This window comes from Pseudomonas extremorientalis, from assembly GCF_024584605.1.
GTDB lineage: Bacteria > Pseudomonadota > Gammaproteobacteria > Pseudomonadales > Pseudomonadaceae > Aquipseudomonas > Aquipseudomonas extremorientalis.
Map to the genome: position 1 here is coordinate 3064228 of NZ_CP089519.1, position 26087 is coordinate 3090314.

At 60.5% G+C, this 26087-nt stretch carries 21 protein-coding genes; 9 read left to right on the forward strand and 12 right to left on the reverse strand.

The window, feature by feature from the left end:
* The first annotated feature begins 24 nt into the window (after positions 1-24).
* The gene (locus LUU92_RS13590) at positions 25-1062 is read left to right on the forward strand and encodes an alpha/beta hydrolase family protein (RefSeq protein ID WP_222539825.1); all 1038 of its coding nucleotides are present in this window, start codon (positions 25-27) and stop codon (positions 1060-1062) included.
* Here the strand turns inward: LUU92_RS13590 and LUU92_RS13595 are convergent.
* The 3 genes from LUU92_RS13595 to LUU92_RS13605 form a co-directional block, all read right to left on the reverse strand.
* Positions 1056-2231, reverse strand: coding sequence for an MFS transporter (locus tag LUU92_RS13595; protein ID WP_257103788.1), 1176 nt, complete (start codon positions 2229-2231; stop codon positions 1056-1058). The two genes, LUU92_RS13590 and LUU92_RS13595, sit on opposite strands and share 7 nt — an antisense overlap.
* A 227-nt stretch (positions 2232-2458) precedes the next feature.
* The gene (locus tag LUU92_RS13600) at positions 2459-4045 is read right to left on the reverse strand and encodes an ABC-F family ATPase (RefSeq protein WP_083351449.1); all 1587 of its coding nucleotides are present in this window, start codon (positions 4043-4045) and stop codon (positions 2459-2461) included.
* Between the two features lie 142 nt (positions 4046-4187).
* Positions 4188-5426, reverse strand: coding sequence for an MFS transporter (locus LUU92_RS13605; RefSeq protein ID WP_071488460.1), 1239 nt, complete (start codon positions 5424-5426; stop codon positions 4188-4190).
* A 154-nt stretch (positions 5427-5580) separates the two neighbouring features.
* On the opposite strand from LUU92_RS13605, the gene LUU92_RS13610 reads away from it, so the two are divergent.
* Positions 5581-6393 carry a class I SAM-dependent methyltransferase gene (locus LUU92_RS13610; protein WP_257103789.1) on the forward strand — a complete coding sequence of 271 codons (813 nt, stop codon included), beginning with the start codon at positions 5581-5583 and terminating at the stop codon, positions 6391-6393.
* Positions 6394-6424: 31 nt separating this feature from the next.
* On the opposite strand, the gene LUU92_RS13615 is transcribed toward LUU92_RS13610, so the two are convergent.
* Positions 6425-6814, reverse strand: coding sequence for a TIGR03067 domain-containing protein (locus LUU92_RS13615; protein WP_071488433.1), 390 nt, complete (start codon positions 6812-6814; stop codon positions 6425-6427).
* A 283-nt stretch (positions 6815-7097) separates the two neighbouring features.
* On the opposite strand from LUU92_RS13615, the gene LUU92_RS13620 reads away from it, so the two are divergent.
* The gene (locus LUU92_RS13620) at positions 7098-8441 is read left to right on the forward strand and encodes an LPS O-antigen chain length determinant protein WzzB (RefSeq protein WP_071488432.1); all 1344 of its coding nucleotides are present in this window, start codon (positions 7098-7100) and stop codon (positions 8439-8441) included.
* Between the two features lie 258 nt (positions 8442-8699).
* On the forward strand, positions 8700-9599 hold the full coding sequence (lpxO, locus tag LUU92_RS13625) for a lipid A hydroxylase LpxO (protein WP_257103790.1): 900 nt from the start codon (positions 8700-8702) through the stop codon (positions 9597-9599).
* A gap of 16 nt (positions 9600-9615) precedes the next feature.
* Here the strand turns inward: lpxO and ligD are convergent, their stop codons facing one another.
* Positions 9616-12081 carry a DNA ligase D gene (ligD, locus tag LUU92_RS13630; RefSeq protein WP_257103791.1) on the reverse strand — a complete coding sequence of 822 codons (2466 nt, stop codon included), beginning with the start codon at positions 12079-12081 and terminating at the stop codon, positions 9616-9618.
* 3 nt (positions 12082-12084) lie between these two features.
* Positions 12085-12918, reverse strand: a complete 834-nt coding sequence (ku, locus tag LUU92_RS13635) for a non-homologous end joining protein Ku (RefSeq protein WP_071488429.1) — start codon at positions 12916-12918, stop codon at positions 12085-12087.
* Positions 12919-13103: 185 nt separating this feature from the next.
* On the opposite strand from ku, the gene LUU92_RS13640 reads away from it, so the two are divergent.
* Both LUU92_RS13640 and LUU92_RS13645 read left to right on the forward strand, forming a co-directional pair.
* Positions 13104-13427: a hypothetical protein gene (locus LUU92_RS13640; RefSeq protein WP_257103792.1), complete on the forward strand. Its 324-nt coding sequence runs from the start codon at positions 13104-13106 to the stop codon at positions 13425-13427.
* A 12-nt stretch (positions 13428-13439) separates the two neighbouring features.
* Positions 13440-14597, forward strand: coding sequence for a PQQ-dependent sugar dehydrogenase (locus LUU92_RS13645; protein ID WP_257103793.1), 1158 nt, complete (start codon positions 13440-13442; stop codon positions 14595-14597).
* A 71-nt stretch (positions 14598-14668) separates the two neighbouring features.
* On the opposite strand, the gene LUU92_RS13650 is transcribed toward LUU92_RS13645, so the two are convergent.
* On the reverse strand, positions 14669-15148 hold the full coding sequence (locus LUU92_RS13650) for a nuclear transport factor 2 family protein (protein ID WP_071495778.1): 480 nt from the start codon (positions 15146-15148) through the stop codon (positions 14669-14671).
* Between the two features lie 52 nt (positions 15149-15200).
* On the reverse strand, positions 15201-15764 hold the full coding sequence (locus tag LUU92_RS13655) for a TetR/AcrR family transcriptional regulator (protein ID WP_257103852.1): 564 nt from the start codon (positions 15762-15764) through the stop codon (positions 15201-15203).
* Between the two features lie 125 nt (positions 15765-15889).
* Between LUU92_RS13655 and pssA the strand changes: the two genes are divergently transcribed.
* Positions 15890-17233: a CDP-diacylglycerol--serine O-phosphatidyltransferase gene (gene pssA, locus LUU92_RS13660; protein ID WP_071488425.1), complete on the forward strand. Its 1344-nt coding sequence runs from the start codon at positions 15890-15892 to the stop codon at positions 17231-17233.
* A 312-nt stretch (positions 17234-17545) separates the two neighbouring features.
* Positions 17546-20554 (forward strand): hypothetical protein, encoded by a 3009-nt coding sequence (locus LUU92_RS13665; RefSeq protein ID WP_257103794.1) that lies wholly within the window; start codon positions 17546-17548, stop codon positions 20552-20554.
* Between the two features lie 51 nt (positions 20555-20605).
* Here LUU92_RS13665 and efeO (LUU92_RS13670) read toward each other — a convergent pair whose 3' ends face one another.
* From efeO (LUU92_RS13670) to efeU, 4 genes are read right to left on the reverse strand one after another with little or no spacing between them, the layout of a single operon-like run.
* Positions 20606-21424: an iron uptake system protein EfeO gene (gene efeO / locus LUU92_RS13670; RefSeq protein WP_071488422.1), complete on the reverse strand. Its 819-nt coding sequence runs from the start codon at positions 21422-21424 to the stop codon at positions 20606-20608.
* Positions 21425-21452: 28 nt separating this feature from the next.
* Positions 21453-22757, reverse strand: coding sequence for an iron uptake transporter deferrochelatase/peroxidase subunit (efeB, locus tag LUU92_RS13675; protein ID WP_071488458.1), 1305 nt, complete (start codon positions 22755-22757; stop codon positions 21453-21455).
* Positions 22758-22771: 14 nt separating this feature from the next.
* A complete protein-coding gene (gene efeO, locus LUU92_RS13680; RefSeq protein WP_257103795.1) occupies positions 22772-23974 on the reverse strand; it encodes an iron uptake system protein EfeO in 1203 nt (400 codons plus the stop codon).
* 10 nt (positions 23975-23984) lie between these two features.
* Positions 23985-24830 carry an iron uptake transporter permease EfeU gene (gene efeU, locus LUU92_RS13685; RefSeq protein ID WP_222539816.1) on the reverse strand — a complete coding sequence of 282 codons (846 nt, stop codon included), beginning with the start codon at positions 24828-24830 and terminating at the stop codon, positions 23985-23987.
* A gap of 167 nt (positions 24831-24997) precedes the next feature.
* Here efeU and LUU92_RS13690 point away from each other — a divergent pair, with 167 nt between their 5' ends.
* Positions 24998-26014, forward strand: coding sequence for an AraC family transcriptional regulator (locus tag LUU92_RS13690; protein ID WP_257103796.1), 1017 nt, complete (start codon positions 24998-25000; stop codon positions 26012-26014).
* Positions 26015-26087: the final 73 nt, after the last annotated feature.

Sequence of the window (26087 nt, forward strand, 5' to 3'; positions counted from 1 at the left end):
CACGCAGCAAAGGTGGACATCCCCATGATGCGTCTTTGTGCCGTTATGGTTCTTTCCCTGCTCGGCGGCCTGATTTCAGTGCACGCCGCACCTGCGCCGCACCCGCATTGGAGTGTGGGCTTCCATCGCATGACGTTTCTGGATCCGTTGGACCTGCAGCCGATGAAAGCCGTGGCGTTCTACCCGTCCACTGGCCTTGAGCACACCACGCAATTGGGCGCCTACCGCGTCGCCGCTACCGAAGATGCCAAGATCGCCATCGGCCGTTTCCCGATGCTGATGCTGTCCCACGGCAACACCGGCACGCCGCTGGCGCTGCATGACCTGGCCACCTCCCTGGCGCGCAAGGGCTTTGTAGTGGTAGCGGTGCTGCACCCTGGCGACAACTACAAGGATCACAGTCGCCTGGGCACGGTGAGCAACCTGTACGGGCGACCGATCCAGATTTCCGAAGCAATCACCGCCACCCTGGGCGACCCGATGCTCTCGCCATTCGTCAACGTGGACCAGGTGGGTGTCATTGGCTATTCAGCCGGGGGTGAGACCGCGTTGATCCTGGCCGGCGCCAAGCCGGATTTCGACCGCCTGCGCCGGTATTGCCAGGAGCGCCCGGAAGATCGCGACGCCTGTACCACCAAGGGCGAACTGGTGGTGGACCGTGATGACCTGCAACCGCAATCCGACCCACGCATTCATGCCTTGATGTTGATGGCGCCGCTGAGCCTGATGTTCGGCCGTCACACCCTGGCCGATGTGCATGTGCCCGTGCTGCTCTACAGCGGCGATGGCGACAAGTTGGTGGCGGTGGACAAGAACGCCGCCGCGCTGGCGCGCAAACTGCCGGAGCCGCCGGACTTCAAGCTCTTGGCCGGGGCAGGGCACTTCGTGTTCATGGCGCCGTGCGACAGCGATCAGTTGGCAACAATGCCGGCGATCTGCACGGATGCCGATGGGGTTGACCGTGAAGGCATTCACCGCGACCTGATCTCCGAGGCGGGGCGGTTCTTCAGTCACACCCTCGGCCAATCTACCCGGGCAGGCTTGCAGACCGCTGATCAGTAAGCGCGGCGCATAAGCACCAGGGTCACGCCCAGGGCCGTGACCGACAACAGTGCGGCACAGAAGAAGATCCAGCCGTAGCCGAGGTTCAGCGCCACGGCGCCCATCAACGGCCCGGCAATCGCCAGGGCCAGGTCAAAAAACACCGCATACGCACTCAGCCCCGCGCCACGGCTGCTGTTGGGCACCTGCTTGATGGCTTCCACACCCAGCGCCGGGTACACCAGCGACAAGCCAAAGCCGGTCAGCCCGGCGCCGATCAATGCCACCCCGGTGGACGGCGCCAGCCACAGCAGGGTCAGGCCGAGGGTCTCGATGGTCATGCAGGCAATGGCTGCGCGAAAACCGCCGAAACGGCTGATGGCAGAGATAAACACCAGTCGCGACAGGATAAAGCACACGCCGAATACCGTGAGGCAGTAAGCCGCGCCGGCCCAGCCACGATTGAGGTAGTACAGGGTGATAAAGGTGGTGAGGGTGCCGTAGCCAATCGAAGCCAGGCACAGGCTGGCGCCAAATGGCGCGATACGTCCGAATACCGCCCAGAACGGCAGCCGTTCGCCACGTACCACCGGCACCGAGGGTTTATTGCGGATCAGCACCAGCCCTAGCGCGGACAATACCGTCAGAGCGATGCCGAGGCTGTTGTAGCCATATTCCGCGACCATCACCACGCCAAGCGGTGCCCCAATCGCGATGGCACCGTAGGAGGCAATACCATTCCACGAGATCGACCGTGCGGTGTGTTCCGCACCCACCGCGCCCATGCACCAACTGATGGTGCCCACGCCGATCAGCCCCTGGGCCACCCCCAGCAGCAGCCGCGCGACGATCAGGATGCCCAGGCTCAACGATGGCAGGCTTGCCACCAGCGTGGCGAAGAACGTCAGTACGCCACTCACTAGAATCCCGGCCAGGCCCAGCACAATCGCACGCTTGGTGCCGACGTTGTCTGACATGCGCCCGGCCATGGGGCGGCTGAGCAGCGTCGCCAGGTACTGCGAGCCGATGGTGATCCCGGCCACTACCGCGCTGAAACCCAGTTGTTCGTGCACATAGCCAGGAATCACCGCAATCGGCAGGCCGATGCAGATAAACGCGATGAAGGTGTAGAAGACAATGGAAACGATCTGCAGGGTGATCGATATCGAGCTGGGGGCTGCGGCAGGCATGGGCACTCGTTCGCGGGCGGGCGGTGCGGGCATGATGGCAAGGGCGCGGGGGAAAAGGAAGCTGGCTAACGACTTTGTCTGATGAATAGGCTTTGTGCGGTAAACGATGCTGTTGTGGCGAGCGGGCTTGTTGTGGCAAGCCCGCTCGCCACAACAGGCCCGCTCAATCACAGCAGGCCCGCTCAATCACAACGGGCCCGCTTGGCACGGCTTTTTGGCGGACTGCTTTAGAACACCACACCCTGGCTACGCAGGTAGTCGTCATAGCTGCCGCTGAAGTCGATCACGCCGGTGGCGCTCAACTCGATGATACGGGTGGCCAGGGACGAGACGAACTCACGGTCGTGGCTGACGAAGATCAGCGTGCCCGGGTAGTTCTCCAGCGCCAGGTTCAGCGCTTCGATGGATTCCATGTCCAAGTGGTTGGTCGGTTCGTCCATGATCAGTACGTTCGGCTTTTGCAGGATCAGCTTGCCGAACAGCATGCGGCCTTGCTCACCACCGGAAATCACCTTGACCGACTTCTGGATCTCGTCGTTGGAGAACAGCATACGGCCCAGGGTGCCACGGATCATTTGCTCGCCCTGGGTCCACTGGCCCATCCAGTCGAACAGGGTCACGTCGTCTTCGAAGTCATGCGCATGGTCCTGGGCGTAGTAGCCCAGTTCCGCAGCGTCGGTCCACTTGATGCTGCCGGCGTCCGGGGTCAGTTCGTTGACCAGGGTGCGCAGCAGGGTGGTCTTGCCGATACCGTTCGGGCCGATGATCGCCACGCGTTCGCCAGCTTCGACCTGGAAGCTGAAGTCCTTGAACAGCGGCTTGCCGTCGAAGCCCTTGGCCATTTTTTCGACCATGACTGCCTGGCGGTGCAGCTTCTTGTTCTGCTCGAAACGGATGAACGGGCTGACCCGGCTCGACGGTTTGACTTCGGCCAGCTGGATCTTGTCGATCGCCTTGGCACGGGAGGTGGCCTGTTTGGCTTTGGAGGCGTTGGCCGAGAAGCGGCTGACGAAGGATTGCAGTTCGGAGATCTGCGCCTTCTTCTTGGCGTTGTCCGACAGCAGTTGCTCGCGGGACTGGGTCGCCACGGTCATGTACTCGTCGTAGTTGCCCGGGAACAGGCGCAGCTCGCCGTAGTCCAGGTCAGCCATGTGGGTGCACACGCTGTTCAGGAAGTGACGGTCGTGAGAGATGATGATCATCAGGCTGGAGCGCTGGGTCAGGATGTTTTCCAGCCAGCGGATGGTGTTGATGTCCAGGTGGTTGGTCGGTTCGTCGAGCAACAGCACTTCAGGATCGGAGAACAGCGCCTGGGCCAGCAATACGCGCAGTTTCCAGCCAGGAGACACTTCGCTCATCGGACCGAAGTGCTGTTCCAGGGGAATGCCCAGGCCCAGCAGCAGCTCACCGGCGCGGGATTCGGCGGTGTAGCCGTCCATCTCGGCGAACTCGGTTTCCAGCTCGGCCACGGCCATGCCGTCTTCTTCGCTCATTTCCGGCAACGAGTAGATGCGGTCGCGCTCGGCCTTGACCTTCCACAGCTCTTCATGGCCCATGATCACGGTGTCGAGCACGGTGAATTCTTCGTAGGCGAACTGGTCCTGGCGCAGTTTACCCAGGCGTACGTTCGGTTCCAGCATGACCTGGCCGCCGGACGGGTCGAGGTCGCCGCCGAGGATTTTCATGAAGGTCGACTTGCCGCAACCGTTGGCACCGATCAAGCCATAACGGTTGCCAGCGCCGAACTTGACCGAGACATTCTCGAAGAGCGGCTTGGCGCCGAACTGCATGGTGATGTTAGCTGTGGAGATCAATTACTTTACCTATCAATGGGTTGCGAGCGTGTTGGCAAGAGCCTTCAGGCATGCGTCAACAGCGACATCAAGGCGCGAAACCCGGTCGCTGAGCAGAAAATGGGGGATGTGTGTTGGAATTTGGCGCGCATTGTCGCATATGTCAGGCGACAGTTGTATGTCCGGCGAAGGAAGGTTTCTCCAAGGTCTCCGGCATCGCCAGCCATAACAACGCCAAGGCCAGCGCTGCGACCCCGGCCAGGGTCAGGAATGCCGCGTCGTACCCGGCCTGTTGCACCACGAAACCTGCCAGGCTGCTGCTCAGTGCCGCGCCCAGGCCAAATACGGTGGAAAGGGCGCCCAGGCTGACGTTGAAGCGGCCGGTGCCTTGGGTCAGGTCCTTGACGATCACCGGGAACAGCGCGCCGAAGATCCCCGCGCCAATGCCGTCGAGCATTTGCACGGCCACCAGCCAGTAAGGATCATTGGACAAGGTGTAGAGCACGCCGCGCAGCGGCAGGATCATGAAGCCGATCATCAACAACGGTTTGCGCCCCCACAGGTCAGCCTTGAGCCCGACCAGCCAGGCCATCGGTACCATCACCAACTGCGCGGCGACGATGCACGCCGAGGTCAGCGGCGTGGCCATCTGCAGGTTGATCTGCGACAGTTTCTGGCTGACCAGCGGCAGCATGGCGGCGTTGGCCAAGTGAAACAGGGCGCAGCAAATGGCAAACAGCAGCAGCGGACGATTGGCCAGCAGCACTTTCATGCCGGATGGTTGTTCATGGTCGGTGTGATGTTCCGGGTCGAAGCCGCGGGCCACTTCATGGTCGATGGCCTCGGCGGACACACAGCTGATCGCAATGATGCTGGCGAGCGCCATGAACGCCATCAGGTAAAACACCACCACTGGACCAAACAAGTAGGCCAGGCCGCCGGCCAACAGGGCAGCCACGGCATTGCCAGCGTGGTTGAAGGTTTCGTTGCGTCCGGTGCGGCGGGTGAACGCGCGCGGTCCGGTGATTCCCAGGGAGATCGCGGAAATCGCCGGCGCGAACACCGAGGCAGCGACAGCGCTGGCGGCCTGGGTCAATGCCACCAGGCTGAACGAGCTGACAAAGGGCAGCATCAGGCAACTGACGGTCACTACAATGGCGGCCAGCGCAATCACCGCGCGCTTGCTGCGGGTGCGGTCGATCAACGCGCCCGCCGGGCCTTGGGTGATCAATGCCGCGATGCCTGCCAGGGTCATGACCACGCCGATGCTGGCCGGGTCCCATTTGTGCACGGCCAGCAGGTAAATGGCCAGGTAGGGTCCGAGGCCGTCGCGCACATCCGCGAGGAAGAAATTCAGGCTGTCGAGGGACAAGGTATTACGCAGGTCGGAATGGTTGGCCACGGCGAGCACTTCGCAAGCGGTGTTCAAGGACTGAACACGCATTGCGTAAGTGACCCGTTGGCCTTGCGTTAAGTTTCGTGCATTAGCTGGGTTTTATTCCGTGGGGACATGGCTTATTTTCTGAGCCCCTTTTTATGGATTACCTGGAGACGCAATGGACATGCCCTCAGCTCAACAGGCAATTGCCTGCAACAAAGACGCCTGGGATCAATCGGCCGGCCTGCACAAGACCACCGACACCTGGAACGCGTTGCTCAACAGCGTCGGCCAGGCGGACTTTTCCTGCCTGGACCCCACGATTACCGGCCTGCTGCAAGACGTTGGCCTGGCCGGCAAAGACGTGGTGCAACTGTGCTGCAACAATGGTCGCGAAAGCCTGTCGCTGTTTGGCCTGGGCGCGCGTTCGGTGGTCGGTGTGGATCAATCCCCGGCATTTCTCCAGCAGGCCCGGGAACTGGCGGATGTCTCGCCGCACAACCCTGAGTTCATCGAGAGTGACATCCATCATCTGCCGCCATCCTTGCACGAACGCTTCGATATTGCCCTGGTGACGATTGGGGTGTTGGGCTGGATGCCGGATGCAGCGCTGTTCATGCAGCATGTTGCGCGCACCCTCAAGCCGGGGGGCACGTTGGTGATGTATGAAACCCACCCGTTTCTGGAGGTGTTCGATCCCCGGGCGCAAAACCCATTCCTGCCGGCCAGTTCCTACTTTCAGCGCGAGCCGTTCGTGCTGCAGGAGTCGATTGTCTATGAAGGCCAGGGTGAAGTGGCCGGACCGACCTCCTATTGGTACGTGCATACCTTAGGCGACATAGTCAGTGCCGCGATCGGCGCGCAGTTGCAGATCGGCCACCTGCAGGAATATCCCCATTCCAATCGCGAAGAACTGTACGACCAGTACGAGCACCAGCCTGCACAGCTGCCGATGTGCTTTACCTTGACCGCCACCAGGCGTCTTGAGTGAGAGAGCTTTTCCAAAAGCAAAAACGCGCTGGTCAGGCGCGACGCACGAAAGTACGCATGGTTTGACCTGGGCCGGTATTGAATATGATTGGCCTGGGCATGCCTTCATCTGCAGCGATAAAAACGAATTCATCCCCTTCCAGGCGATAGCTTGCGGGCAATCGCTTGCCGGCATCTTCGCCGATGGAATCGATCCAAGTGATGCTTTTAGGAAGTGTGCGGCTGTCGAGGAAAAACTGGCCAGCCAGTAGCACTTCACCATTGACCGTAAGCACTTCAAATTGGTCACCGCTGATGGTGGTCAGTGCACCGGGCGCGCTATGGGCATCGTCAACGGGGTTTGGCACGCCGTTGTCTTCAAGGGCGATTTGCTCCCAGACGCCTTGGAGCAGTTGGTAATCCGGATCGCGAGTAATCGGCATAGAGAGTCCTTTCGGGTTTATTTCGGTTTTAAGGCAATTATTCAACTGAAGTTGTCTATTCTTATGACAAGCATATTTCCAGTCGTTGATGTCTGTAGGAATATTTACGCAACGCGCGGCGAACATAGTTTAATGGGTTGGGATTTTTCATTACCCTGAGTTGTCAGATTGCTCCGAAGACTTTTACATCGGTGTCGCAGGGCGTTGCCCCTGGCCCTTCAACGGGCTTTCCAAACATTTGCGGTGATGGCCGTTTAATGTCATTTTTTTAGGTGAGCTAATTTTGAATCGAAACGTCCCGCTTCATGTGACTCCTTCATCAGATGAAATTGACCTGTACGACCTCTTTCATTCGATCTGGCGGCAAAAAAGACTGGTGCTTGGGTGTGCGATCATTGCGGGGGTTTTGGGGGGCGGTTACGCGCTTCTGGCGCCCCGGACTTATGAGGTCAGCAGTGTATTGCGTCCTGCCGCGCTCAATGAGCTGGACGCGTTGAACCGTTCCGAGGTTTATAAGCTACCGCCCGCCGATGCGCTGTCAAAGGTGGGGTCGCAATTGGACTCTTACGAAACACGGCTGGAATTTTTCAAGTCGCACCAGCAATTGTTCAAGGCATTTCAGAAACCAGGCCAAAGCCTGGAGCAGTCTTTCGAAGACTTCAATCGCAACGCGGTCAACCTCATTCTGCCTGACCCCAAAAAGGCTGACTCGTTGAGCAGTTACATCCGCCTGGAGTTGCAGTACCCCGCCGATGTCGATGGTGTGGCGATTCTCAACGGGTTTGTCGATTACGCTATTGGCGCCGAGCGCGAGCAAGTGGGCGCGGACCTCAAGGTGATCGTCAATAACCGCTTGAACGAGCTCAAGGGCAAGATTGATGCCGCTCGCGCCAATTATGAGAACGAGAAAGAGTCGAAGATCGCCTCACTGCTGGAAAGCGACCGGCTCAAGCGTGCCCAGTTGCAAGATGAGCTCAGTGCGCTGCGTCTGCAGATGAAGATGGAGCGCAGTGATCGGCTGGCAGAACTGACCGAGGCCATCGCCATTGCCAAGTCCTTGGGAATCAAAACCCCGACGACGCCGTCGGCAATGGCGGATGCATCACGCGGTGGGAGCGGGCAGGTCATGCGTACTGAAGTCAATAACCAGAAAATCCCGCTGTATTTCATGGGCTCCAATGCGCTTGAAGCGGAGCGCGACGCACTCCAGCGACGCACCAGCGACGATTTCACCAACGCCCGCGTCGCCGAGATCGGCAAAGAATTGCAAATGTTGGAGGTGAACCGAAAGGTCGAGGTACTGCGCAGGCGCGACAATGAGGACATTTTCCTGCAGGATGTCGAGCCGCTGCGTGCCGAAGTCGCGCGGTTGCGCAACTTGAACATCGATATGAGCAACCTCAAACTGGTGACCATTGATCGTCGCGCCCAGGAGCCGCTGGCGCCGATAAAGCCGAAGAAAGCGCTGGTGGTTGCCTTGAGCCTGACTGCAGGGCTGGTGCTGGGGCTGGTCATCGCGTTGATCCGCTACGTTGTGCAGAATCGTGGACAACCGGCACCTTACTCGCCGCTGGAAGAGGGGCGTTTTTCCCGCCGAGAGCGCAAGGACGATGAACCTTTGCTGTAACCGCATCGCGCACAACGGCGGTCCATGCCCCGTGGTTGTGCGCCTTCGGAACATCCGTCACAAGACAGCTTTTCACAATTCTTAGTTAACTTTTAGTTACAACCTGTGGCTAAATAACTGCAAAGGGCCACGCGCCGGGTGGTCACTCAGCCGGTCGTGCCGATTGTGTGAATTGTGATTTCAGGTGCTGCTATCCATCCTCGTCCGTTGTGGGCACGCAGGAGCAGCCTGTTCTCTTCTGACTTGTGACGAAATCCCTTGAAACTCATCATTGTTATTCTCTACGTTGCCTCGATTGCGTATGTACACCTGCGTGGGCGGGTGCGGCATAAGCTGGGGCGCCAACTCAGTGATCATTCGACCTTCCTGGCGCCGATCAACTGCTTTCTCTACCTCTTTTCCAAGCTGCCCAGCCGACCTTACCTGTCGCCCAGCGATTTCCCGGACCTGAGCCCGCTCCAGGAGCATTGGCAGGAGATTCGCGAGGAAGGCCAGAACCTGCTGCGCGCCGGCGAAATCAAGCGCTCGGAACAGTACAACGACGTAGGTTTCAATTCGTTCTTCAAGTCCGGCTGGAAGCGCTTCTATCTGAAATGGTATGGCGACAGCCACCCGTCGGCGATGAAGCTGTGCCCGCGTACCACCGAGCTGGTGCAGGGCATCGGTTCGATCAAGGCCGCGATGTTCGCCGAACTGCCGCCGGGCTCCAGGCTGGTTCGCCATCGCGACCCGTATGCCGGCTCGTATCGCTATCACTTGGGCCTGGACACGCCGAATGACCCGGGCTGCTACATCAACGTGGACGGTGAGAACTACTACTGGCGTGACGGCGAGCCGGTGATGTTCGACGAGACCTACATCCACTACGCGGAAAACACCACGCAGCAGAACCGCATCATTCTGTTCTGCGATATCGAGCGCCCGATGAAATATCGCTGGGCCGCTGCGTTCAATCGCTGGTTCAGCCGCAATGTGATGGCAGCTGCGGGCTCGCCCAACGATGCCAGTGACAAGACGGGCGGGCTCAACCGCGCCTTCACCCGGCTGTACAAGATTCGCTTGCGCGGCAAAGAACTGAAAAAGCGCAACCGTACGCGTTATTACCTGGAAAAATGGGCGATCTTTGCAGGGTTGGCCGCCATTTTCCTGCTGATCTGAAGGCTTCGGGCGCCATTCACTCCGGTGAATGGGCGCCCAGTTTGTCCCACATCTTTTTGCTGATCTTCTGTCGATTGGCATAGCCGTCCCAGGGATCGCTCTTCAAGCCGTCCAAGCGCTGCTGCAGATTGGCGACGGTCCATTGTTGGGCCCCGCGCAATCCCTTCAACTCCTCGCGACTGACCGGTACCGACACCGGCAAACCTGGCCGCGCCCTTACAGAATAAGCGGCCACGGTACTGGCGCCCCTTGCGTTGCGCAGGTAGTCGATGAAGATCTTGCCCACCCGGTTTTTTGGCCCTGACGTCGCGGTGAAGCGTTCAGGCAGTTGCTCGGTCATGAATTGGGCAATCGCTTTGGCGAATGCCTTGACGGTGTCCCAGTTGTCCCGGCGCGCCAGCGGCACGATCAGGTGCAGGCCTTTGCCGCCACTGGTTTTGACGAAGGCTTGCAAGCCCAATTCGTCCAGGACCGAAAGGGTGAGTTGCGCTGCTTCCTGCATGCTTTTCCACGGCAGCGCGGGGTCGGGGTCGAGGTCGAGTACAAACAGGTCCGGGGTTTCGATCTTGTTGACAGTGGCGCCCCAGGTATGAAACTCCACGGTGCCCATTTGCGCCGCCCCGAGCAACGCCTCGGCACTGTCGACTTCCATCAGGCGCGCATGGCCGGGATCGAGTGCCTGTTCCAACTGCTTGATGTTGGGAATGGCCAGGCGCTCCGAATGTTTCTGGAAGAACTGCTCGCCCTCGATGCCTTCGGGTGCCCTCAGCAGTGACACGGGACGGTGACGCAGAAAAGGCAGGATCCACTCGCTGATGCTGTTGTAGAACTGCGCCAATTGCTCCTTCTGCATGCCGCTCTGCTTATCGATCACGCGGTCCGGGTGGGTGATCTTCACGGTGCCGGTGGTTTTTTTCGCAGATTTCATGGATTTGACCGTGCGCGGTTGCTCATGAATGACCTGTGCGGCCGGTTTGTCGGTGCGCATCGCGACAAACGCCGCCTGGCGGATCACCCCCTCACGGGTCCATTCGGCAAACTGCACTTCGCCGACCAGTGTCGGTTCCACCCAGTGCACGTTACGGGCCTGGGCGCTGGTCAGGGCTTTTTCAAGGGGCGATGACTTACGCTCCAATGGCCTGAGTTGCGCATGGATCGCCTTCAGTGACGCTTGATCAAACCCGGTGCCTACACGTCCGGCGTACACCAATCCCGAGGTGTCATTCACTGCCAGCAGCAGTGCACCGAAACCGCTGCGCGAACCCTGCGGCCGGGTGTAGCCGACGATCACGAATTCCTGGCGCAGGCGGCATTTGAGCTTGACCCAATCGGTGTTGCGACTGGACACGTACGGGCTGCCCAGGCGCTTGCCGATGACACCCTCGAGGGCCAGGTCACAGGCGCTTTCAAAGATGTCCCGATGATGGGCAGTAAAGGCTTCGGAGAAGCGTAATAGCTTGCTTCTGCTGCCGGACAACGCAGTCTTCAGCGCTGCACGGCGATCTTCGACGGGGGCCTGGCGCTGATCCTGGCCATCCAGGAACGGCGCATCGAACAGGTAGTAGACAATGTCCAGGCTGCGCCCGATATCAAAGGCGTTTTGCAGCGCCTGGAAGTCCGGCAGGCCATCGCCGTTGAGGCTGACCACCTCGCCGTCGAGCCAACTGTCCTTGAGTTTGAGGGCGTGCAAGGCCTTGGCCTGGCGCGGCAGGCGGTCGGTCCAGTCGTGGCCGTTGCGCGTGAACAGCCGCACCTCGCCGTCGCGGATGCGCGCGAGCATGCGGTAACCGTCGAACTTGATTTCGTACTGCCAATCGCCCTCGGGGGCGCGATCCACCAGGGTGGCCAATTGCGGAGTGAAGTGTTCGGGGAGGGCGACGCTGGTTTTCCGGGCTTTTGCGCGAGATTTGGGCTTACCCAGCGAGGCGTCACTGAGCACGCTGTCGGGCTGGGCCTGGACAATATCGTAGTCTTGGGCGGGTCGTGCCTGCGCGTCTTTTTCCTTGATCAGCAGCCATTGTTCCTTATCGCCGCTGCCTTTCAGGTGCGTGCGGACCAGTGCCCAATCGCCGGACAACTTTTCGCCGACCAGGGTGAACTTGAGCTTGCCGGCGGCGTAAGCCTTGCGGGGATCGTCATGGGGTTGCCACACACCGCGGTCCCACACGATGACGTCACCTGCGCCGTATTGGCCCGCCGGGATACTGCCTTCGAAACTGCCGTAGCTGAGAGGGTGATCTTCGACATGCACGGCCAGGCGCTTCTGCGTCGGGTCCAGGCTCGGGCCTTTGGGCACTGCCCAACTGAGCAGTACGCCATCCAGTTCCAGGCGGAAGTCATAGTGCAGGTTGCGCGCGTCATGTTTCTGGATCACGAACGACAGCGCCGAAGCGTTGCGTGTTCCTGCGGGCGCACTGCCCGCCGGTTCGCCGGTGACGCCGAAGTCGCGCTTGCGGTTGTATTCGCTGAGGGGCTTTGGCATGGCTTATGACGCCTTGGTGGCTTTCTTCGCGGCGGGCTTCTTGGCGGGTTTGCCGGCCAGGCTGCGCTTGAGTAACTCCGTCAGGTCGATCACATCGGCGGACTTACGCTCTTCACTGTCTTGGCTGGTTTCCACATCCTCGATCTTGCCGGCCTTGGCCTTCTTGGCCACCAGCGCCATGATCTTTTCCTGGAAGCTGTCGCGATATTCATCGGGCTGCCAGTCGGCGCTCATGTCGTCGACCAGACGCTTGGCCATGTCCAGTTCACCCTTGGCCAGGCTGGGTTTGGTCACGTCGCTGCCCAGTTCCAGTTCGTCCAGGCTGCGCACTTCGGCGGGCCAGCGCAGCATCACCAATACCAGCGCCGACTCCAGCGGCATGAGTGCCGCCAGGTGCTGCTTGGTGTGCAGGACCACGTTGGCCAGCGCGACTTTTTTGGTCTTCCTCAGCGTTTCCCGAAGCAGCGCGTAGACCTTGCCACCGCGCTTGTCCGGTGCCAGGAAGTAGGGCGTGTCGATGTTCTGCAACGGGATCTGGTCACTGGCGACAAACGCGATGATCTCGATGGTCTGGGTCGACTTGGGGTGGGCCGAGCGGATTTCCTCTTCGCTGAGCACCACGTAGCGGCCTTTCTCGAAGGCCACACCCTTGACGATGTTGTCTTTGGTGACTTCCTTGCCAGTGGTCTTGTTGATGCGCTTGTAGCCCACCGGGTCCATGCTGCGCTTGTCCAGCCAGTCGAAGTCAACGCCCTGCGATGACGTGGCCGAGACCAGCGACACGGGGATGTGCACCAGGCCAAAGCTGATGGCACCTTTCCAGATAGCTCGTGGCATCGGTGCGACTCCTTGAGTAGAGGGGGTGTTCTGGTGACTCGGTGCCGATGTGAAAAGTTTCCCCTGGCAGATGCGCGGACAGATCGTGTTACACCTGATGAGAAACTATTTAGTGTCGAAAGCCGAACCCAAGGCGTAGCGTGTTATCGAAAGCACGTACTCCTCACTCCCGAGAGGCTTTGTCAATGAACACTTGTATGCGACACGTTGCAGCGCTGCTGTTGGGTCTGGCCCTGATCCCCGTGGCCCAGGCACAAAACCTGCCCGGCAGCAACAACGCCAACAACGCCAACAACGGCCCGATCCACCGGGCCAACCCCAACAGCATGCAGGGCACCCAGCCCAACGCGCCGGCGGTTCGCGGGATTCAGACCGGGCCGACCACACGCACGCCGACCCTGGAAAACGGCGGCATTGGCAACAGCTATCCCAAGCGCGACGCTGCGCCCAGCCGCCCGGCCACCGAAACCAAAGCCCCCACTTATGATGCCAACGGCAATCGCCGGTAAGGATTCCGTCTTATGTTTCTACGCAAAACCCTGCTAGCCGCGCTGTGCGCAACCTCTCTACTGCCGTTGACGGCCAGTTTCGCAGCCGATGCCCAGCAGTTCCCCAGCGAGCAAGGCAGCATCACCGTCACACCGATCGCCAAAGGCCTGGACCATCCCTGGGCCGTGGCTTTTCTGCCGGACAAGCAAGGTTTCCTGGTCACCGAACGGCCTGGCCACCTGCGTTTTGTCAGCCCTGACGGGAAATTGTCCGCGCCACTGACGGGCTTGCCTGAAGTGTGGGCCAAAGGGCAGGGCGGCTTGCTGGACGTGGTGCTGTCGCCGGACTTCAAGCAGGACCGCATGGTCTACCTTTCCTACGCCGAAGGGGGCGGCAAGGGCGGAACAGCCGGTACTGCGGTAGGGCGTGGACGTCTGGCGGCTGACCTCAGTGGCCTGACCGACTTCAAAGTGATCCTGCGCCAGGAGCCGAAGCTGTCCACCGGCAATCACTTCGGTTCACGCCTGGCCTTCGACCGCGACGGTTATTTGTTTGTGACCCTGGGCGAAAACAACGACCGCCCGACCGCCCAGGACCTCGACAAACTGCAGGGCAAGGTGGTGCGCATCTACCCCGACGGCCGCGTGCCGGATGACAACCCCTTCGTCGGCCAGCCAGGCGTGCGCCCGGAGATCTGGTCCTACGGCCAGCGCAACCCCCAGGGCCTGGCGCTGAATCCCTGGAGTGGCACGATCTGGGAAAATGAACATGGGCCACGCGGGGGGGACGAGATCAATATCATCGAGCGTGGCAAGAATTACGGCTGGCCGTTGGCGACCCACGGCATCAACTACTCTCTGGCACCGATTCCCGAAGCCAAAGGCAAGACCGCAGAAGGCACCGTGCCGCCCCATCATGTCTGGGAAAAATCACCGGGTATCAGCGGCATGGCATTCTACGATGCAGACCGCTTCAAGCCTTGGCAGCACAATGTGTTCATCGGCGCGCTGGCCAGCCAGGAACTGATCCGCTTGCAGTTCGACGGTGACAAGGTGATTCACGAGGAGCGTTTGCTGGGCGGTTTGAAAGCGCGGATTCGGGATGTGAGGCAGGGGCCGGATGGCTTTTTGTATGTGTTGACGGATGAGGATGATGGCGTGCTATACCGAGTCGGCCTCAATCAGGACTGAAGCCGACAACAACCTGTAGGAGCCCGGCTTGGCGGCGATGGCGATTTCAGCCACGCCATCGCCGCCACGGTTTACAGGCCCAGGTCAGACAGCCCCGGGTGATCATCCGGGCGCCGTCCCAGCGGCCAGTGGAACTTGCGCTCGCTTTCCTTGATCGGCATGTCGTTGATGCAGGCAAAACGATTGGCCATCAGGCCGTTCTCGTCGAACTCCCAGTTCTCGTTGCCATAGGAACGGAACCAGTTGCCCGAATCGTCGTGCCACTCATAGGCATAACGCACGGCGATGCGGTTATCGGTAAACGCCCACAGCTCCTTGATCAGCCGATAGTCCAGCTCCTTGGCCCATTTACGGGTCAGGAAACCCTTGGCTTCTTCGCGGTTATGGGCGAACTCGGCGCGGTTGCGCCACTGCGTGTCGAGGGTGTAGGCCAGGGATACGCGGTGGGGGTCGCGGGAGTTCCAGCCGTCTTCGGCCAAACGCACTTTTTCGATGGCCGATGCGCGGGTAAACGGCGGCAGGGGCGGACGTGTTTCTGCAGTCGATGACATGGGGCAGTTCCTCAAACAATAAGGGTGTGTTGAAAGTTGCGCCGTCGTGCGATCAAAGTCCCAACAAGGTTTGCGCCATGCATTGCGCATTATCGGCAGCTGTTGAATCGCCCATCACCAGGGCAACGGTAATGGCGCCATCGATCAGGATCAGCAGGTGCGCGGCCTGCCGTTCAGGGTCGGGGGTGCCATGTGCTTGACACAGTTCGAGCAGGTACTCGAACAGTTTCTGTTTGTGGGCCTTGGCCAACTGGCGTACCGGGTCCTGCGGGTCGCCGGTTTCGCCGCTGGTGTTGATGAAGGCGCAGCCGCGGAAATCGGCGGAGCCAAACCAGGTTTTAAGTGCATCGAACACCGCCAGCAAGCGTTGGCCGGTGCCTTCGCTACATTCCACCTCTGTGCGCAGCCACTGCATCCAGCGCTCGTCACGACGCTGCAGGGCGGCAATCACCAAATCGTCTTTATTGGCGAAGTAGCGGTAAATGCTTTTTCGCGAGACACCCGCGGTTTTCACCAGGAACTCCATGCCGGTGGCGGCGATGCCATGGCGATAGATCAACTTTTCGGTGACGTCGAGGATGATGTCGCGGGTTTCATTACTGATCATGTCGTTCATGCTGCCAAAAGTAGAACGATCATTCTTCTTGGTCAATTAAAATTTTTCCATGCGCCACAGCAAGACCTGGGCCCCCCCATGGTGTAAGCTCGGGGCCTCTTCGGATTCGACCCATTGCGAGCCTTATGCCGTCGTTCTTCAAACGCTCCCTGTTGCCCAAACTGCGCGGTTTCCCCCTGACTCCTGATGCGATTGACGTGCTGTCCGGCGCTGCTGCCTATCGCCGTTGCCTGCTGGAGAAGATCTCCCAGGCCACCCGGCGTATCTACATCGTCGCGCTGTATTTGCAGCAGGACGAGGCAGGGCAGGAGATCTACGACGCCCTGCACGCCGCCAAGGCAGCGCGTCCGGAGTTGGATGTCGTGGTGGTGGTCGATTGGTTGCGCGCCCAGCGTGGCTTGATCGGCGCCGGCAAGCAGCCGGGCAACAGTGCCTGGTACCAGGCCATGACCCAGAGCCACAGCAGTGAAGTGCCGGTGTATGGCGTGCCGGTGCAAACCCGCGAGCTGTTCGGCGTGCTGCACCTCAAAGGCTTTGTGATCGACGACACGGTGCTGTACAGCGGCGCCAGCCTGAACAACGTGTACCTGCACAAGTTCGACAAGTACCGCTACGATCGCTACCACCTGATCCACAACAAGCCGCTGGCCGATTCGATGCAGCATCTGGTGGAGCATGGTCTTGTGGCGTCCAAGGCGGTGCATCGCCTGGACCTGCCCAACCCGCCCACCACCCGCAGCCTGCGCAACGACATCGGCGACCTGCGCAGCCGTCTCAAGCATGCGACATACGACACCACAGCCGGGCAATTGCCCAACGGCCATCTGTCGGTCAGCCCGCTGTTGGGCGTGGGCAAGAACAATCCGTTGAGCCGAGTGATCCTGGAGCTGATCGCCAGTGCCCAGCATCAACTGACCATCTGCACGCCATACTTCAACCTGCCGCTGCCAGTGACCCGCGAAATCAACCGCGCCCTGGCGCGTGGCGTGAAGATCGACATCATCGTCGGCGACAAGACCGCCAACGACTTCTACATCCCGCCCAGCGAGCCGTTCAAGGTGATCGCCGCGCTGCCGTACCTGTATGAGATCAGCCTGCGCCGTTTCGCCAAGCGCCATCAGCGCGACATCGACCACGGCCAGTTGAACCTGCACCTTTGGCACCACGACGACAACACTTACCACCTCAAGGGCATGTGGGTCGACCAGCGCTACACCTTGCTCACCGGCAACAACCTCAATCCGCGCGCGTTCCGCCTTGACCTGGAAAACGCCTTGCTGATCGATGATCCCAAGAGCGAGTGGCTGGAGCCGAGGCGTACCGAGTTGGCGCAGATTTTCCAGCACACCACGCGAATCGAGCGTTACCAGGACTTGCAGGCGTTGCCGGACTACCCGGAGGCGGTCGGCAAGTTCCTGCGCCGGGTCAGCCGGGTACGAATCGAGCGGTTGTTGTATCGGATTCTCTAGAGTCTCTGCCCGATTTCATCGCTGGTTTTAGGCGTCGGCTTATAGAACGGCTGTCTTTTCCCCTCTTACAGTGCCTTCCAACCGTTCAAGGAGGCACGGCTTTTCCCTCAATGGATTTGCCACAAAGAGGATAGCAACATGCCATCTATTCTTGCCCAAAGCGGTTCGGTCATCTGCGCGCCGGCCACTCCGGCGCCTGACCTGGCGCCCATGTCCCAACCTTCAATTTCCCTGGTTCCATCCAACCCCTGCGAAACTGCCCCTGAACGCCCCGGTACGCCCGCAATTGTGGCGCCCACCTGGACACTACCCATGTCGCCCAGTGCCGCCGGCACCGCCGGAGACTCCACCTTGGCTGAGCGTCTGGCACAGGCCCTCGACCGCGGCCAGAATAGTGTGGCAATCCCTAATGACAGCAGTCTCGGTGCGGCCTTGGCCCTCTACCGCCAGTTGCTTGATCAACCGTCTTCTCAGTCCTGGCTCTCGCTTAAAGGCTTGGCAATGGACACCCTGACACTGCGCAAGGATCGCGTAGAGGGTTTCACGGCCGCGGGGGGCATACGCACTCCTGTAGCGTTCAGCAGTACTGACGACAGTGGCTGGGGGAAGGCGAGCCGGCATCTACGGGCGATGCGCAATGTGCTTGACCCCGACGATAAGGGCTTGCCTTACGTCAGTCTTGATGAGCCTCGTATGCCCCTGCACGTCGTGCTGAATGCCTACGGCCTGGATCCCGGTGAATCCATTGAACAGAAGCGGGCACTCAAAGACCAGGTGGCGGCGAATGGCTTGACGGTACCCCCTCGGTTTTTGGCCGCGCTCGACGATGTGCGCGGCGTGATCAGTGACCTGGATGAGCGCGCCTTCCTGGCGAATTTGCTTGAAGAGCAGGTGCAGCAACTGGCGGATAGCCGTGCTACCGATTGGTCAACACTGAAGATCCAGCCCTCGCCAGCCTCTGCCAAGGGTATTGGGCCCCATTCCAGCTACGATGTTGCCCAATTGCTTGAGCATAAGGGGTTGGGCGTACCTCGTACGGCTGCGGCGACCCGCAATGTCATTCGGTGGTTGCGCACAGTCCTGCCACCGGCCCCGCCCTTGGGTGATTATTCTGGGTTGGTCCCGCTACAACCGGGCGATCCGGACTACAAACCGCTGGCTACGCTCGCGATGTACACCCCGGCAACACTGAGTGCCGATCTCGACGCTCACCTTGGGAGGTTGAGCCAGGGCCCCGATGCTGTAGCGTTTGGCAACATCCTTGCTGCGGTGCTGCAAGGGCCTGCCGGTTCGGTAGGCGGTTACGCGCTTTACAGCCCCAGCAATGCGGGACGCACCCTGGGTGAAGTCCGCCAGGCTCTGGAACAGTATTTGTGTGACAACAAGGCAATGGACGCAAGCGTTGCGTTCCTGGTGGCCCATGTGGCGCTGGCGAGGAAAGCCCCCGAGTTTCTGGTCCGGGACTTACCCGAGGGCATCAAGATCGGCACACCGGCCTGGACGGAATTGCGGCTTGGTTGCGCGATGGCTGAACGCATGTTGCCAGGCACCTCTCGGATGATGGATGAGCAGCAGGTCTGCGCATTGACGAGCCTGGAGCCTACGTCCGATGGTCAACGCACCCTCATGCAGGAGCAAGCCCTTGGCATATTGCTTGACTGGGGAGTGCTCAATGGTGTCATACCGGACAAGCCTCAAGGCCGGCATACTCAGGAGGATCTCAAGAAAACGTCGAGTGTGTTCTCGCGGCAACGGAGACTGTCGGCTCGTTCGTTCAACCGTTTGAGCACCGCCTTGCCGTCGCGCAGGCAGATGGCGACCCAAGAGTTGCTCAAGGCCATGCCTCAGACCAGCCTCAGCCAATTGGAGGCGATGAAGGTTCATCTCCCCGACTCCGACGAACGCCGCAACCTGAGGCGCTCCGAACCGCGTACGCGCTCGCTGATCGAGGCTTACATGAGCGGCGATCTGACCAAGGACAGATGGGTCTTGACCACCGATATGTCCAACGCTGGCAAACGTTCGAATACCCCCTATAGGCATATTGATGAGTCCTCTACGAATTCGGCAACGGCTCGACAAAAGCTCAACGAAATCATCGAGCGGCTTCCCGCTTTGGACCCCTTGCTGGAAAGCGCCGTCACCCGTCACCACAACGATCAAAAGATGGGCTTTGTCACCAAGCTCAAACTGATGTTCGCGGGGTTGCCGTTGGTTGATCGCCAGCGCATCGAACTGGGCAGTGTGGAACTGTTCACGTTGCGCAAGGCCACTGGCAAACAGCAGGTGTGGGAGTCGGACCTGGACCGAGCGGCGGTGACCGCGCGGCAGGGGATATTGATGCGTGTCGTTCACGACAATACTGTCACCTATTACGAGGTGCTCTACAACGCAAACATCATCAAGCACGACAGCCTTGAAGCAACGAATGCCCTGGATAAGGTGGCCTCAGACAGAAGCTACCTGGAAAAGTACAAATTGCTTGCAGACAAATACATCCGTCGCGGTCATGACGTCGGCCTGGATTTCAATGCGTATGCCAGCGGTGCACCGGCACGCGAAGGCGTCAGTTCTTCCGATGTCATTCTCGATAAAGTCGGTGTTACCAAGGGGCCGCGCCCACTCCCCGAAAACGTGACCAGGGAATCTTTTGTTCCTGATACCTATCAGTCAGACCGTATCGAGGACATTGCCGTTGAAATCACCGAGCGCAATTTCTACGAAAGTGCCGAGGACATGCTTGCACGGGCAAAGGGCCAGTTACCCGTGGAAAAAAGCCGCGAGGCCCATGCGCGGGATGTCAGCCTGCTGCTATCGCTGGTTCCCTTCGTCGGTGCCTATCAGGACTTTCGCGATGGTGATTTTGGCAAAGGCCTGCAAAGTTTGGCGTTGGACGGTGCAGGTTTGATGATCGGTGCGGGAGGCCAGGCACGGTCGCTGATCCGTTCGCTCAAGACCCTGGCAAAAAACACCAGTCGGCCGTCCATCGGCAGATTCAGCGCTCGCGTCACGCCGAGCACCCCAAAGGTTGCCTGGTCCTGGAATGAACCCAAGGTGCGCTTCAGCGACGCCGCGTTTGATTTTTCCAAGCAGACAGCACTGTTCTTTAACGCGGTCTTCAATCCGGTGGACGGTTATCCGCGCCTGATCAGTGCCGCGTCCAAAGGCCTGTCCAAGTTGTCCAGCCTGGGCGCTGTCAGTGCGGGCTTGAGCAAGGCAATGCCTCACCTGATGACGGTAGACGAAAAAATGCGCTGTTATTTTCTGGTCGGTACGGGCCTGGTAGACCCTACCAAACCGCCCGGATCGCAAGCTGCTTGAGCATAGCGACCGCTGCGCCGCTGATGGCTGAGCGGTCGCCGGGCCCCTGGGTCAGTTCAAACCCAACTTGCCGCGCAACGTGGACAGGTCTTCCGCCAGGGTATTGACCGGGCCCACCAGGGCCTTGCGGTCGGTTTCCTTGACCTTGTCATAGGTCTCGAAACCGCCGTCCTTGGTTTTGTACTTGGCGAGGATCTTGTCGACGCTGGCGAAGTTCTTGTCGACTTTGGCCAGGAAGGCCTTGTCTTGCTTCTCGATCTGGCCACGGAACAGGTCGACGATTTTCTTCGCTCCGTCGATGTTGCCCTGGAAGTCATACAGGTCGGTGTGGCTGTAGCGGTCTTCTTCGCCGGAGATCTTGGTGGCGGCGACTTCTTCCAGCAACGCTGCGGCGCCGCCTACGACTTTCTCGGGTGGGAAGGTCAGGCCGTCGACGCGGGTCTTGAGGTCGTTGACGTCGGTGTTGAGCTTGGCGGTCAGCGCTTCCAGGCCCTTGGTGGTGTTCTGCGAGAACAGCGCGTATTCGATGCGGTGGAAGCCGGTGAAATCTTCGGCGGTCACGCCTTTTTCGTGGTCGTCGACGCGGGAGTCGATGGACGCATCGAGGTCGCTGAACAGCTCGGCGATCGGCTCGATGGACTCATAGTGCACGCGGGTCGGCGCATAGAGCTTCTTGGCGGTGGCCAGGTCGCCCTGGTTGATGGCAGCGGTGAACGCTTGGGTCTGGGTGACCAGCTCGCCGATTTCCTCGGTGACGTAGATCTTGTAGTCCGACACCGGCCCTACCAGGTCCAGCGGCGCGGTGGCGGCGAACGCTGCCAGCGGCGAAAGGGTCAATAACAACGACAACGCAATAGTCGACTTTTTCATGGGACGGTATCCGCTCTGAGTGTGTTTTTCAGGTATTGGCAGTGGTTTGAGGGTGCGTTGCAGCGAGCAGCGCGCGCCCGAGGAAATCCTGGGCCCCGGTGACGCCTGGCAAGGTGAAGAAGTACCCGCCGCCGACCGGCTTGAGGTATTCCTCCAGAGGTTCGCCGTTGAGCCGGGTTTGCACGCTGATGAAGCCTTTCTCCAGGTCAGCCTGGTAGCAGATGAACAACAGCCCCATGTCCAGCTGACCGTTCTTGTTGACGCCGTTGGAGTAGTTGAACGGCCGACGCAGGATCAGGTTGGCCTGGGTCTGCGGCGTGCGCGGGTTGGCCAGGCGGATGTGTGCGTCGAGCTTGGTCAGTTTGCCTTCCGGGTCCTTGCTGTAGTCGGGCACCTGGGTTTCGTTGTGGCCATCCATCGGCGCGCCGGTGGGCTTTACCCGGCCGATGATGCTTTCCTGCTCCTGCAGTGGGGTGCGGTCCCAGCGCTCGACGAAGTTGCGGATGATGCGCACGGCCTGATAGCTGCCATTGGCCGCCCAGGCCGGTTCGTCGCTGCCCGGTTGTACCCACACAATCCGGTTCATCGCCTTGTCGTCGTTGGAGTTCGGGTTGGCCGAACCGTCACGGAAACCGAGGAAGTTACGCGCACTCTGCGCAGGCTCGCCGGGCTTGGCAGGCGCCTGGGGCGGTACGCTGCCTTCCTGTTTCCAGCGCACCAGCAGCAGGTCGGGCAGGTTTTTCACGATGTCGCGCAGGGCGTGGATATTGGTGTCGGGGGTGTTGGAGCTGAACTGCAGGCTCAGGTCGCCATGGCACTGCGCCGGCTCCAGCGCATCGTTGGGGAAGCCGACCATGCGAGTCAGGCGCTTGGGTTTGGCTTTGGCGAGCCCGAAGCGCTCATCGAACAATGACTCGCCGACAGAAACGGTGATGGTCAGGTTATCCGGCGTGACTACCGGGCCGAGGATGCCGGAGTCGGTGGGCGGTAGTTTCGGATCGACTTGCGGCACGGTGCCGCCGGTCATCAGGAAGGCGATGCGTTCGCTCAGGGTACGGAACAGGCGTTCCAGGTCGTCACGGTCGCTGGCCAGTACGTCGAACGCCACAATCATGCCGCAGGCCGGGCGTGGGGTGACGATACCGCTCTGGTGTTTGCCGAAGAAATCGTGGTGGTCCTGGGTCTTGTCACTGCGCGGCGCGGTGGTGACTTGCTCCGCCGCAGCGGCCATGGCCGGGCAAGTCAGGGCGCTGCCGGCAATCGCGGCACCGGTGGCGGCCATGCCCAGCAAGACACGGCGACGCTGAAGGTTGGTGTGTTCTGAATCACTCATGTGTGCGGTCGTCTTCACTGCAGGCCGGAAAGGCCAAGGGCGGGGTCGATTCCATCGAGTGCAACGGCCAGAGCCTTGGCCTTGTCGGCGATCTGCTTGCGCTGATCGGCGGTCACGCTGTCGTAGCGGCGGTACTGGCCGTCGACTTTCAAACCATTGAGCTCGCTGTCGAAGGCCGTCAGGGCGCTGTCGACTTTGGGCAGCAGGTCGGCGGCGGATTTGGTCAGCAGCGGACGCATCAGCTCGACAACCTTGTGGGCGGCTTCCAGGTTGGCGGCGAAACCCTCCAGGTCGACATGGCTGTAGCGTTCTTCTTCACCGCTGATGGCGCGTACATCGGCCAGGTTGTTGAGGTTGCGTACCACAATGCCGACCAATTGCTCCGGCGGCAGGGATTGCGCCAGCAATTGTTGCTTGAGGGCGCTGACGTCGGTCAGCAGGCGCTGGGCAATCGGGGCCAGGCCGTCGAGGCTGCGTAGTTGGAACAGGCCGTATTCCAGGCGGTGGAAGCCGCTGAAGGCCGGGTCCTGTTCGCGTTTTTCAAAATAGTCGGCACGAGCGTTGATCGCGTTGTCCAGTTGCGCGAGGCGTTGCGATGCCGGAGCCAGGCGCTGGTAAGCCTCCCGAGCTGGTAGGTAGAGTGCTTGGGCCTGGGCCAGGTCGCCGCGGTCGATGGCCTGTTGCAACACGGTTACCGCCTTGACCAGTGCGCTGCCTTGGCCGCTCAAGTACACGCGGAATTCCGACAATGGGCCAATGAACGCCACCATCGACGGTTTGGCCTTGGCCTGGGCGTCGGACTCGGCGGTCGGTGTTACGTGCAAGGTGCCACGCGGATTGCTCAGCAGGCCACAGGTGATCGCGTAGTCACCGGGCAACAGGTTGGCGTTGATCACCTGGCTCAGGCCGGGAGCGATGTTTTCCCGTTCTTCGACCACCAGCACGCCGTCGAGGATTTCCCATTCCACCGCACGATCGGAGCGGTTGATGATGCGGAAGCTCGCGCGGCCGGCGGGGACCGTCAACTCATTCGGCTCGCAGGCGTGACCATGAATGGTCACGGCGATTTCATTGTGGTTGGCCTGGCGTTTGCTGGCTGCCAGTTGCGAGGCGTAATAGAACAGGCCGCCGGCGACGATCAGCACGACCACCGAGCCCGCCACGGCCCAGCGCAGGGCGCGGGGTGGCGAAGCCGGTTGAGGGGTTGGGTTGGACAAGAGACGGTCCTTACTGGCTGGAAACGGAGGAGGGTGTAACGGCCGGCTTGGGTGGCGCGGCGGGCAGGAAGAACATCACCAGGGCCACCACCAGGTAAATCAGGTAGGCGCCGAGGGTGCTGACGGTGGGCGCTTCCTGATAGCCGAACATGCCAGCGAGGACCGAGCCCAGTGGGCTGTCCATCGGCAGGGCGGCGCTGAAGTCGAAGAGCACGGTTTGCAGGCGGTTCCACACGCCTGCTTCGTGCAGGGCCTGTACCGAATTGGCGAGGATGCCGGCTGCCACCACCAGGATGAACAGGCCGGTCCAGCGGAAAAACGCACCGAGGTTCAGGCGCATGCTGCCGGTGTAGATCAGGAAACCGACGATGATCGCCAGGATCAGGCCGAGCAGGGCGCCAATCGGTGCGCCGGGGCCTTCACTCTGCTGGAACACCGCCAGCAGGAAGAACACGGTTTCCAGACCCTCACGGGCCACGGCGAAAAACACCATCAGGATCAGCGCAGTGACCTGGTGTTTGGAACCGGCCAACGCGTGATCGAGGGATTCATGCAGGGAATGCTTGATGGAACGCGCCACTTTACGCATCCAGAACACCATGGAACTGAGGATGCCCACGGCGACCAGGCCGACGATGCCTTCGAACAGTTCCTGTTGCTTTTGCGGAAACTCGGCGCTGACCAATTCCAGGCCGCCGCCGACCAGCAGGGCCAGCGCAGCGGCGAGAAACACGCCGATCCACACCGCAGGCATCCACTGGCCACGGCCGGTCTGTTGCAGGTAACTGGCGATAATGCCGACGATCAATGCGGCTTCAATGCCTTCGCGCAGCATGATGAGGAAAGGAACGAGCATTCGGCACCGCGTCACAACTAGATAGGAGGCTAAGTTGTAACATAATGATACTCATTGCTAAACAACAATTCTTGACGTTTGCTGAACATGGGCTGAACGGTGGTGGCGAATCGCAACCCATCTTATGATGCACATCATTATTTGCGCCGCCGGATGCCCGTTTCCCCATGTCGGAAAAAGACACCATCTCCCTCCACCTCGTGCGTGAAGCCTTGCTGCAAAGCTGCGCGCCCGGCGCGGCCAGTGCCGAAGTGCTGCATAAAGCCGGGATTGAGCCGGCACTGCTGGCCGAGCCCAACGCGCGGGTCTCTGCCACCACCTACGCACGCCTGTGGCGCCTACTGGCGCGGCGCATGGATGATGAGTTCTTCGGCATGGACCCGCGCAAGCTCAAGTCCGGCAGCCTGGCGTTCCTCTGCCGCGCCGCGATGGCGCAATCTACCGTCGCCACCGGGCTGGAAACCGGACTGGGGTTTCTGTCGCTGATGCTGGAGCGCCTGCCTGCCGAGTTGGTGCGTCAACAAAGCCTGGCGGAGATCGTATTGCTGGAGCCCGAGTCCGAACCCAATCGGGCCTTCACTTACTTTACCTATTGGATGATCGTGCACGGTGTGGCCTGTTGGCTGGCCGGGCGGCGGATCCCGATCCTGGCGATTGAGCTGCGTTGCTCAAAACCGGATTTCTGTGCTGACTACCAGGTGATGTTCTCCGACAACCTGCGTTTCGACCGACCGCGCACGCGCATGATCTTTTCCGCCGACTGCCTGGACCTGCCGATCAAGCGCAGCACAGAGGAACTCAAGCGTTTCCTCGCCCGCGCGCCCGCCAACATCCTGGTCAAATACCGCGACCCCGCCAGTCTCGCCACCCGTATCAAGCATGATTTGCGCCAGATGCCCCCCGACACCTGGCCGGAAACCGAAGGCCTCGCCGCCAGCCTGTGCATTTCCGCCTCGACCCTGCGCCGGCGCCTGGCGGAAGAAGGGCAGACCTACCAGGGGCTCAAGGACAGTGTGCGCAAGGAGTTGGCGATTGTGTGGTTGGCGGAGCCGCAGATCAGTTTTGCCGAGATTGCCGCACGGCTCGGATTTGCTGATACCAGCTCATTCTACAAAGCCTTTCGCAAGTGGGCCGGTTCCAACCCGGGGCACTATCGCAGTCTGATTTTGGATGGTGCTGGCTGAGGGCTGAGTACCACAACGCACTGCGACTTATCCGATAGGAGCCGAGCGCTCAATCCGCAACTCTCAGGCACCT

What these genes read in the sequence shown, in the direction of transcription:
- LUU92_RS13590 (WP_222539825.1), top strand. Translation starts at nt 25, where the DNA reads ATGATGCGTCTTTGTGCCGTTATGGTTCTTTCCCTGCTCGGCGGCCTG.
- LUU92_RS13595 (WP_257103788.1), bottom strand. Translation starts at nt 2,231, where the DNA reads ATGCCTGCCGCAGCCCCCAGCTCGATATCGATCACCCTGCAGATCGTT.
- LUU92_RS13610 (WP_257103789.1), top strand. Translation starts at nt 5,581, where the DNA reads ATGGACATGCCCTCAGCTCAACAGGCAATTGCCTGCAACAAAGACGCC.
- LUU92_RS13615 (WP_071488433.1), bottom strand. Translation starts at nt 6,814, where the DNA reads ATGCCGATTACTCGCGATCCGGATTACCAACTGCTCCAAGGCGTCTGG.
- ligD (WP_257103791.1), bottom strand. Translation starts at nt 12,081, where the DNA reads ATGCCAAAGCCCCTCAGCGAATACAACCGCAAGCGCGACTTCGGCGTC.
- ku (WP_071488429.1), bottom strand. Translation starts at nt 12,918, where the DNA reads ATGCCACGAGCTATCTGGAAAGGTGCCATCAGCTTTGGCCTGGTGCAC.
- LUU92_RS13640 (WP_257103792.1), top strand. Translation starts at nt 13,104, where the DNA reads ATGAACACTTGTATGCGACACGTTGCAGCGCTGCTGTTGGGTCTGGCC.
- LUU92_RS13645 (WP_257103793.1), top strand. Translation starts at nt 13,440, where the DNA reads ATGTTTCTACGCAAAACCCTGCTAGCCGCGCTGTGCGCAACCTCTCTA.
- LUU92_RS13650 (WP_071495778.1), bottom strand. Translation starts at nt 15,148, where the DNA reads ATGTCATCGACTGCAGAAACACGTCCGCCCCTGCCGCCGTTTACCCGC.
- LUU92_RS13655 (WP_257103852.1), bottom strand. Translation starts at nt 15,764, where the DNA reads ATGAACGACATGATCAGTAATGAAACCCGCGACATCATCCTCGACGTC.
- pssA (WP_071488425.1), top strand. Translation starts at nt 15,890, where the DNA reads ATGCCGTCGTTCTTCAAACGCTCCCTGTTGCCCAAACTGCGCGGTTTC.
- LUU92_RS13665 (WP_257103794.1), top strand. Translation starts at nt 17,546, where the DNA reads ATGTCGCCCAGTGCCGCCGGCACCGCCGGAGACTCCACCTTGGCTGAG.
- efeO (WP_071488422.1), bottom strand. Translation starts at nt 21,424, where the DNA reads ATGAAAAAGTCGACTATTGCGTTGTCGTTGTTATTGACCCTTTCGCCG.
- efeB (WP_071488458.1), bottom strand. Translation starts at nt 22,757, where the DNA reads ATGAGTGATTCAGAACACACCAACCTTCAGCGTCGCCGTGTCTTGCTG.
- efeU (WP_222539816.1), bottom strand. Translation starts at nt 24,830, where the DNA reads ATGCTCGTTCCTTTCCTCATCATGCTGCGCGAAGGCATTGAAGCCGCA.
- LUU92_RS13690 (WP_257103796.1), top strand. Translation starts at nt 24,998, where the DNA reads ATGTCGGAAAAAGACACCATCTCCCTCCACCTCGTGCGTGAAGCCTTG.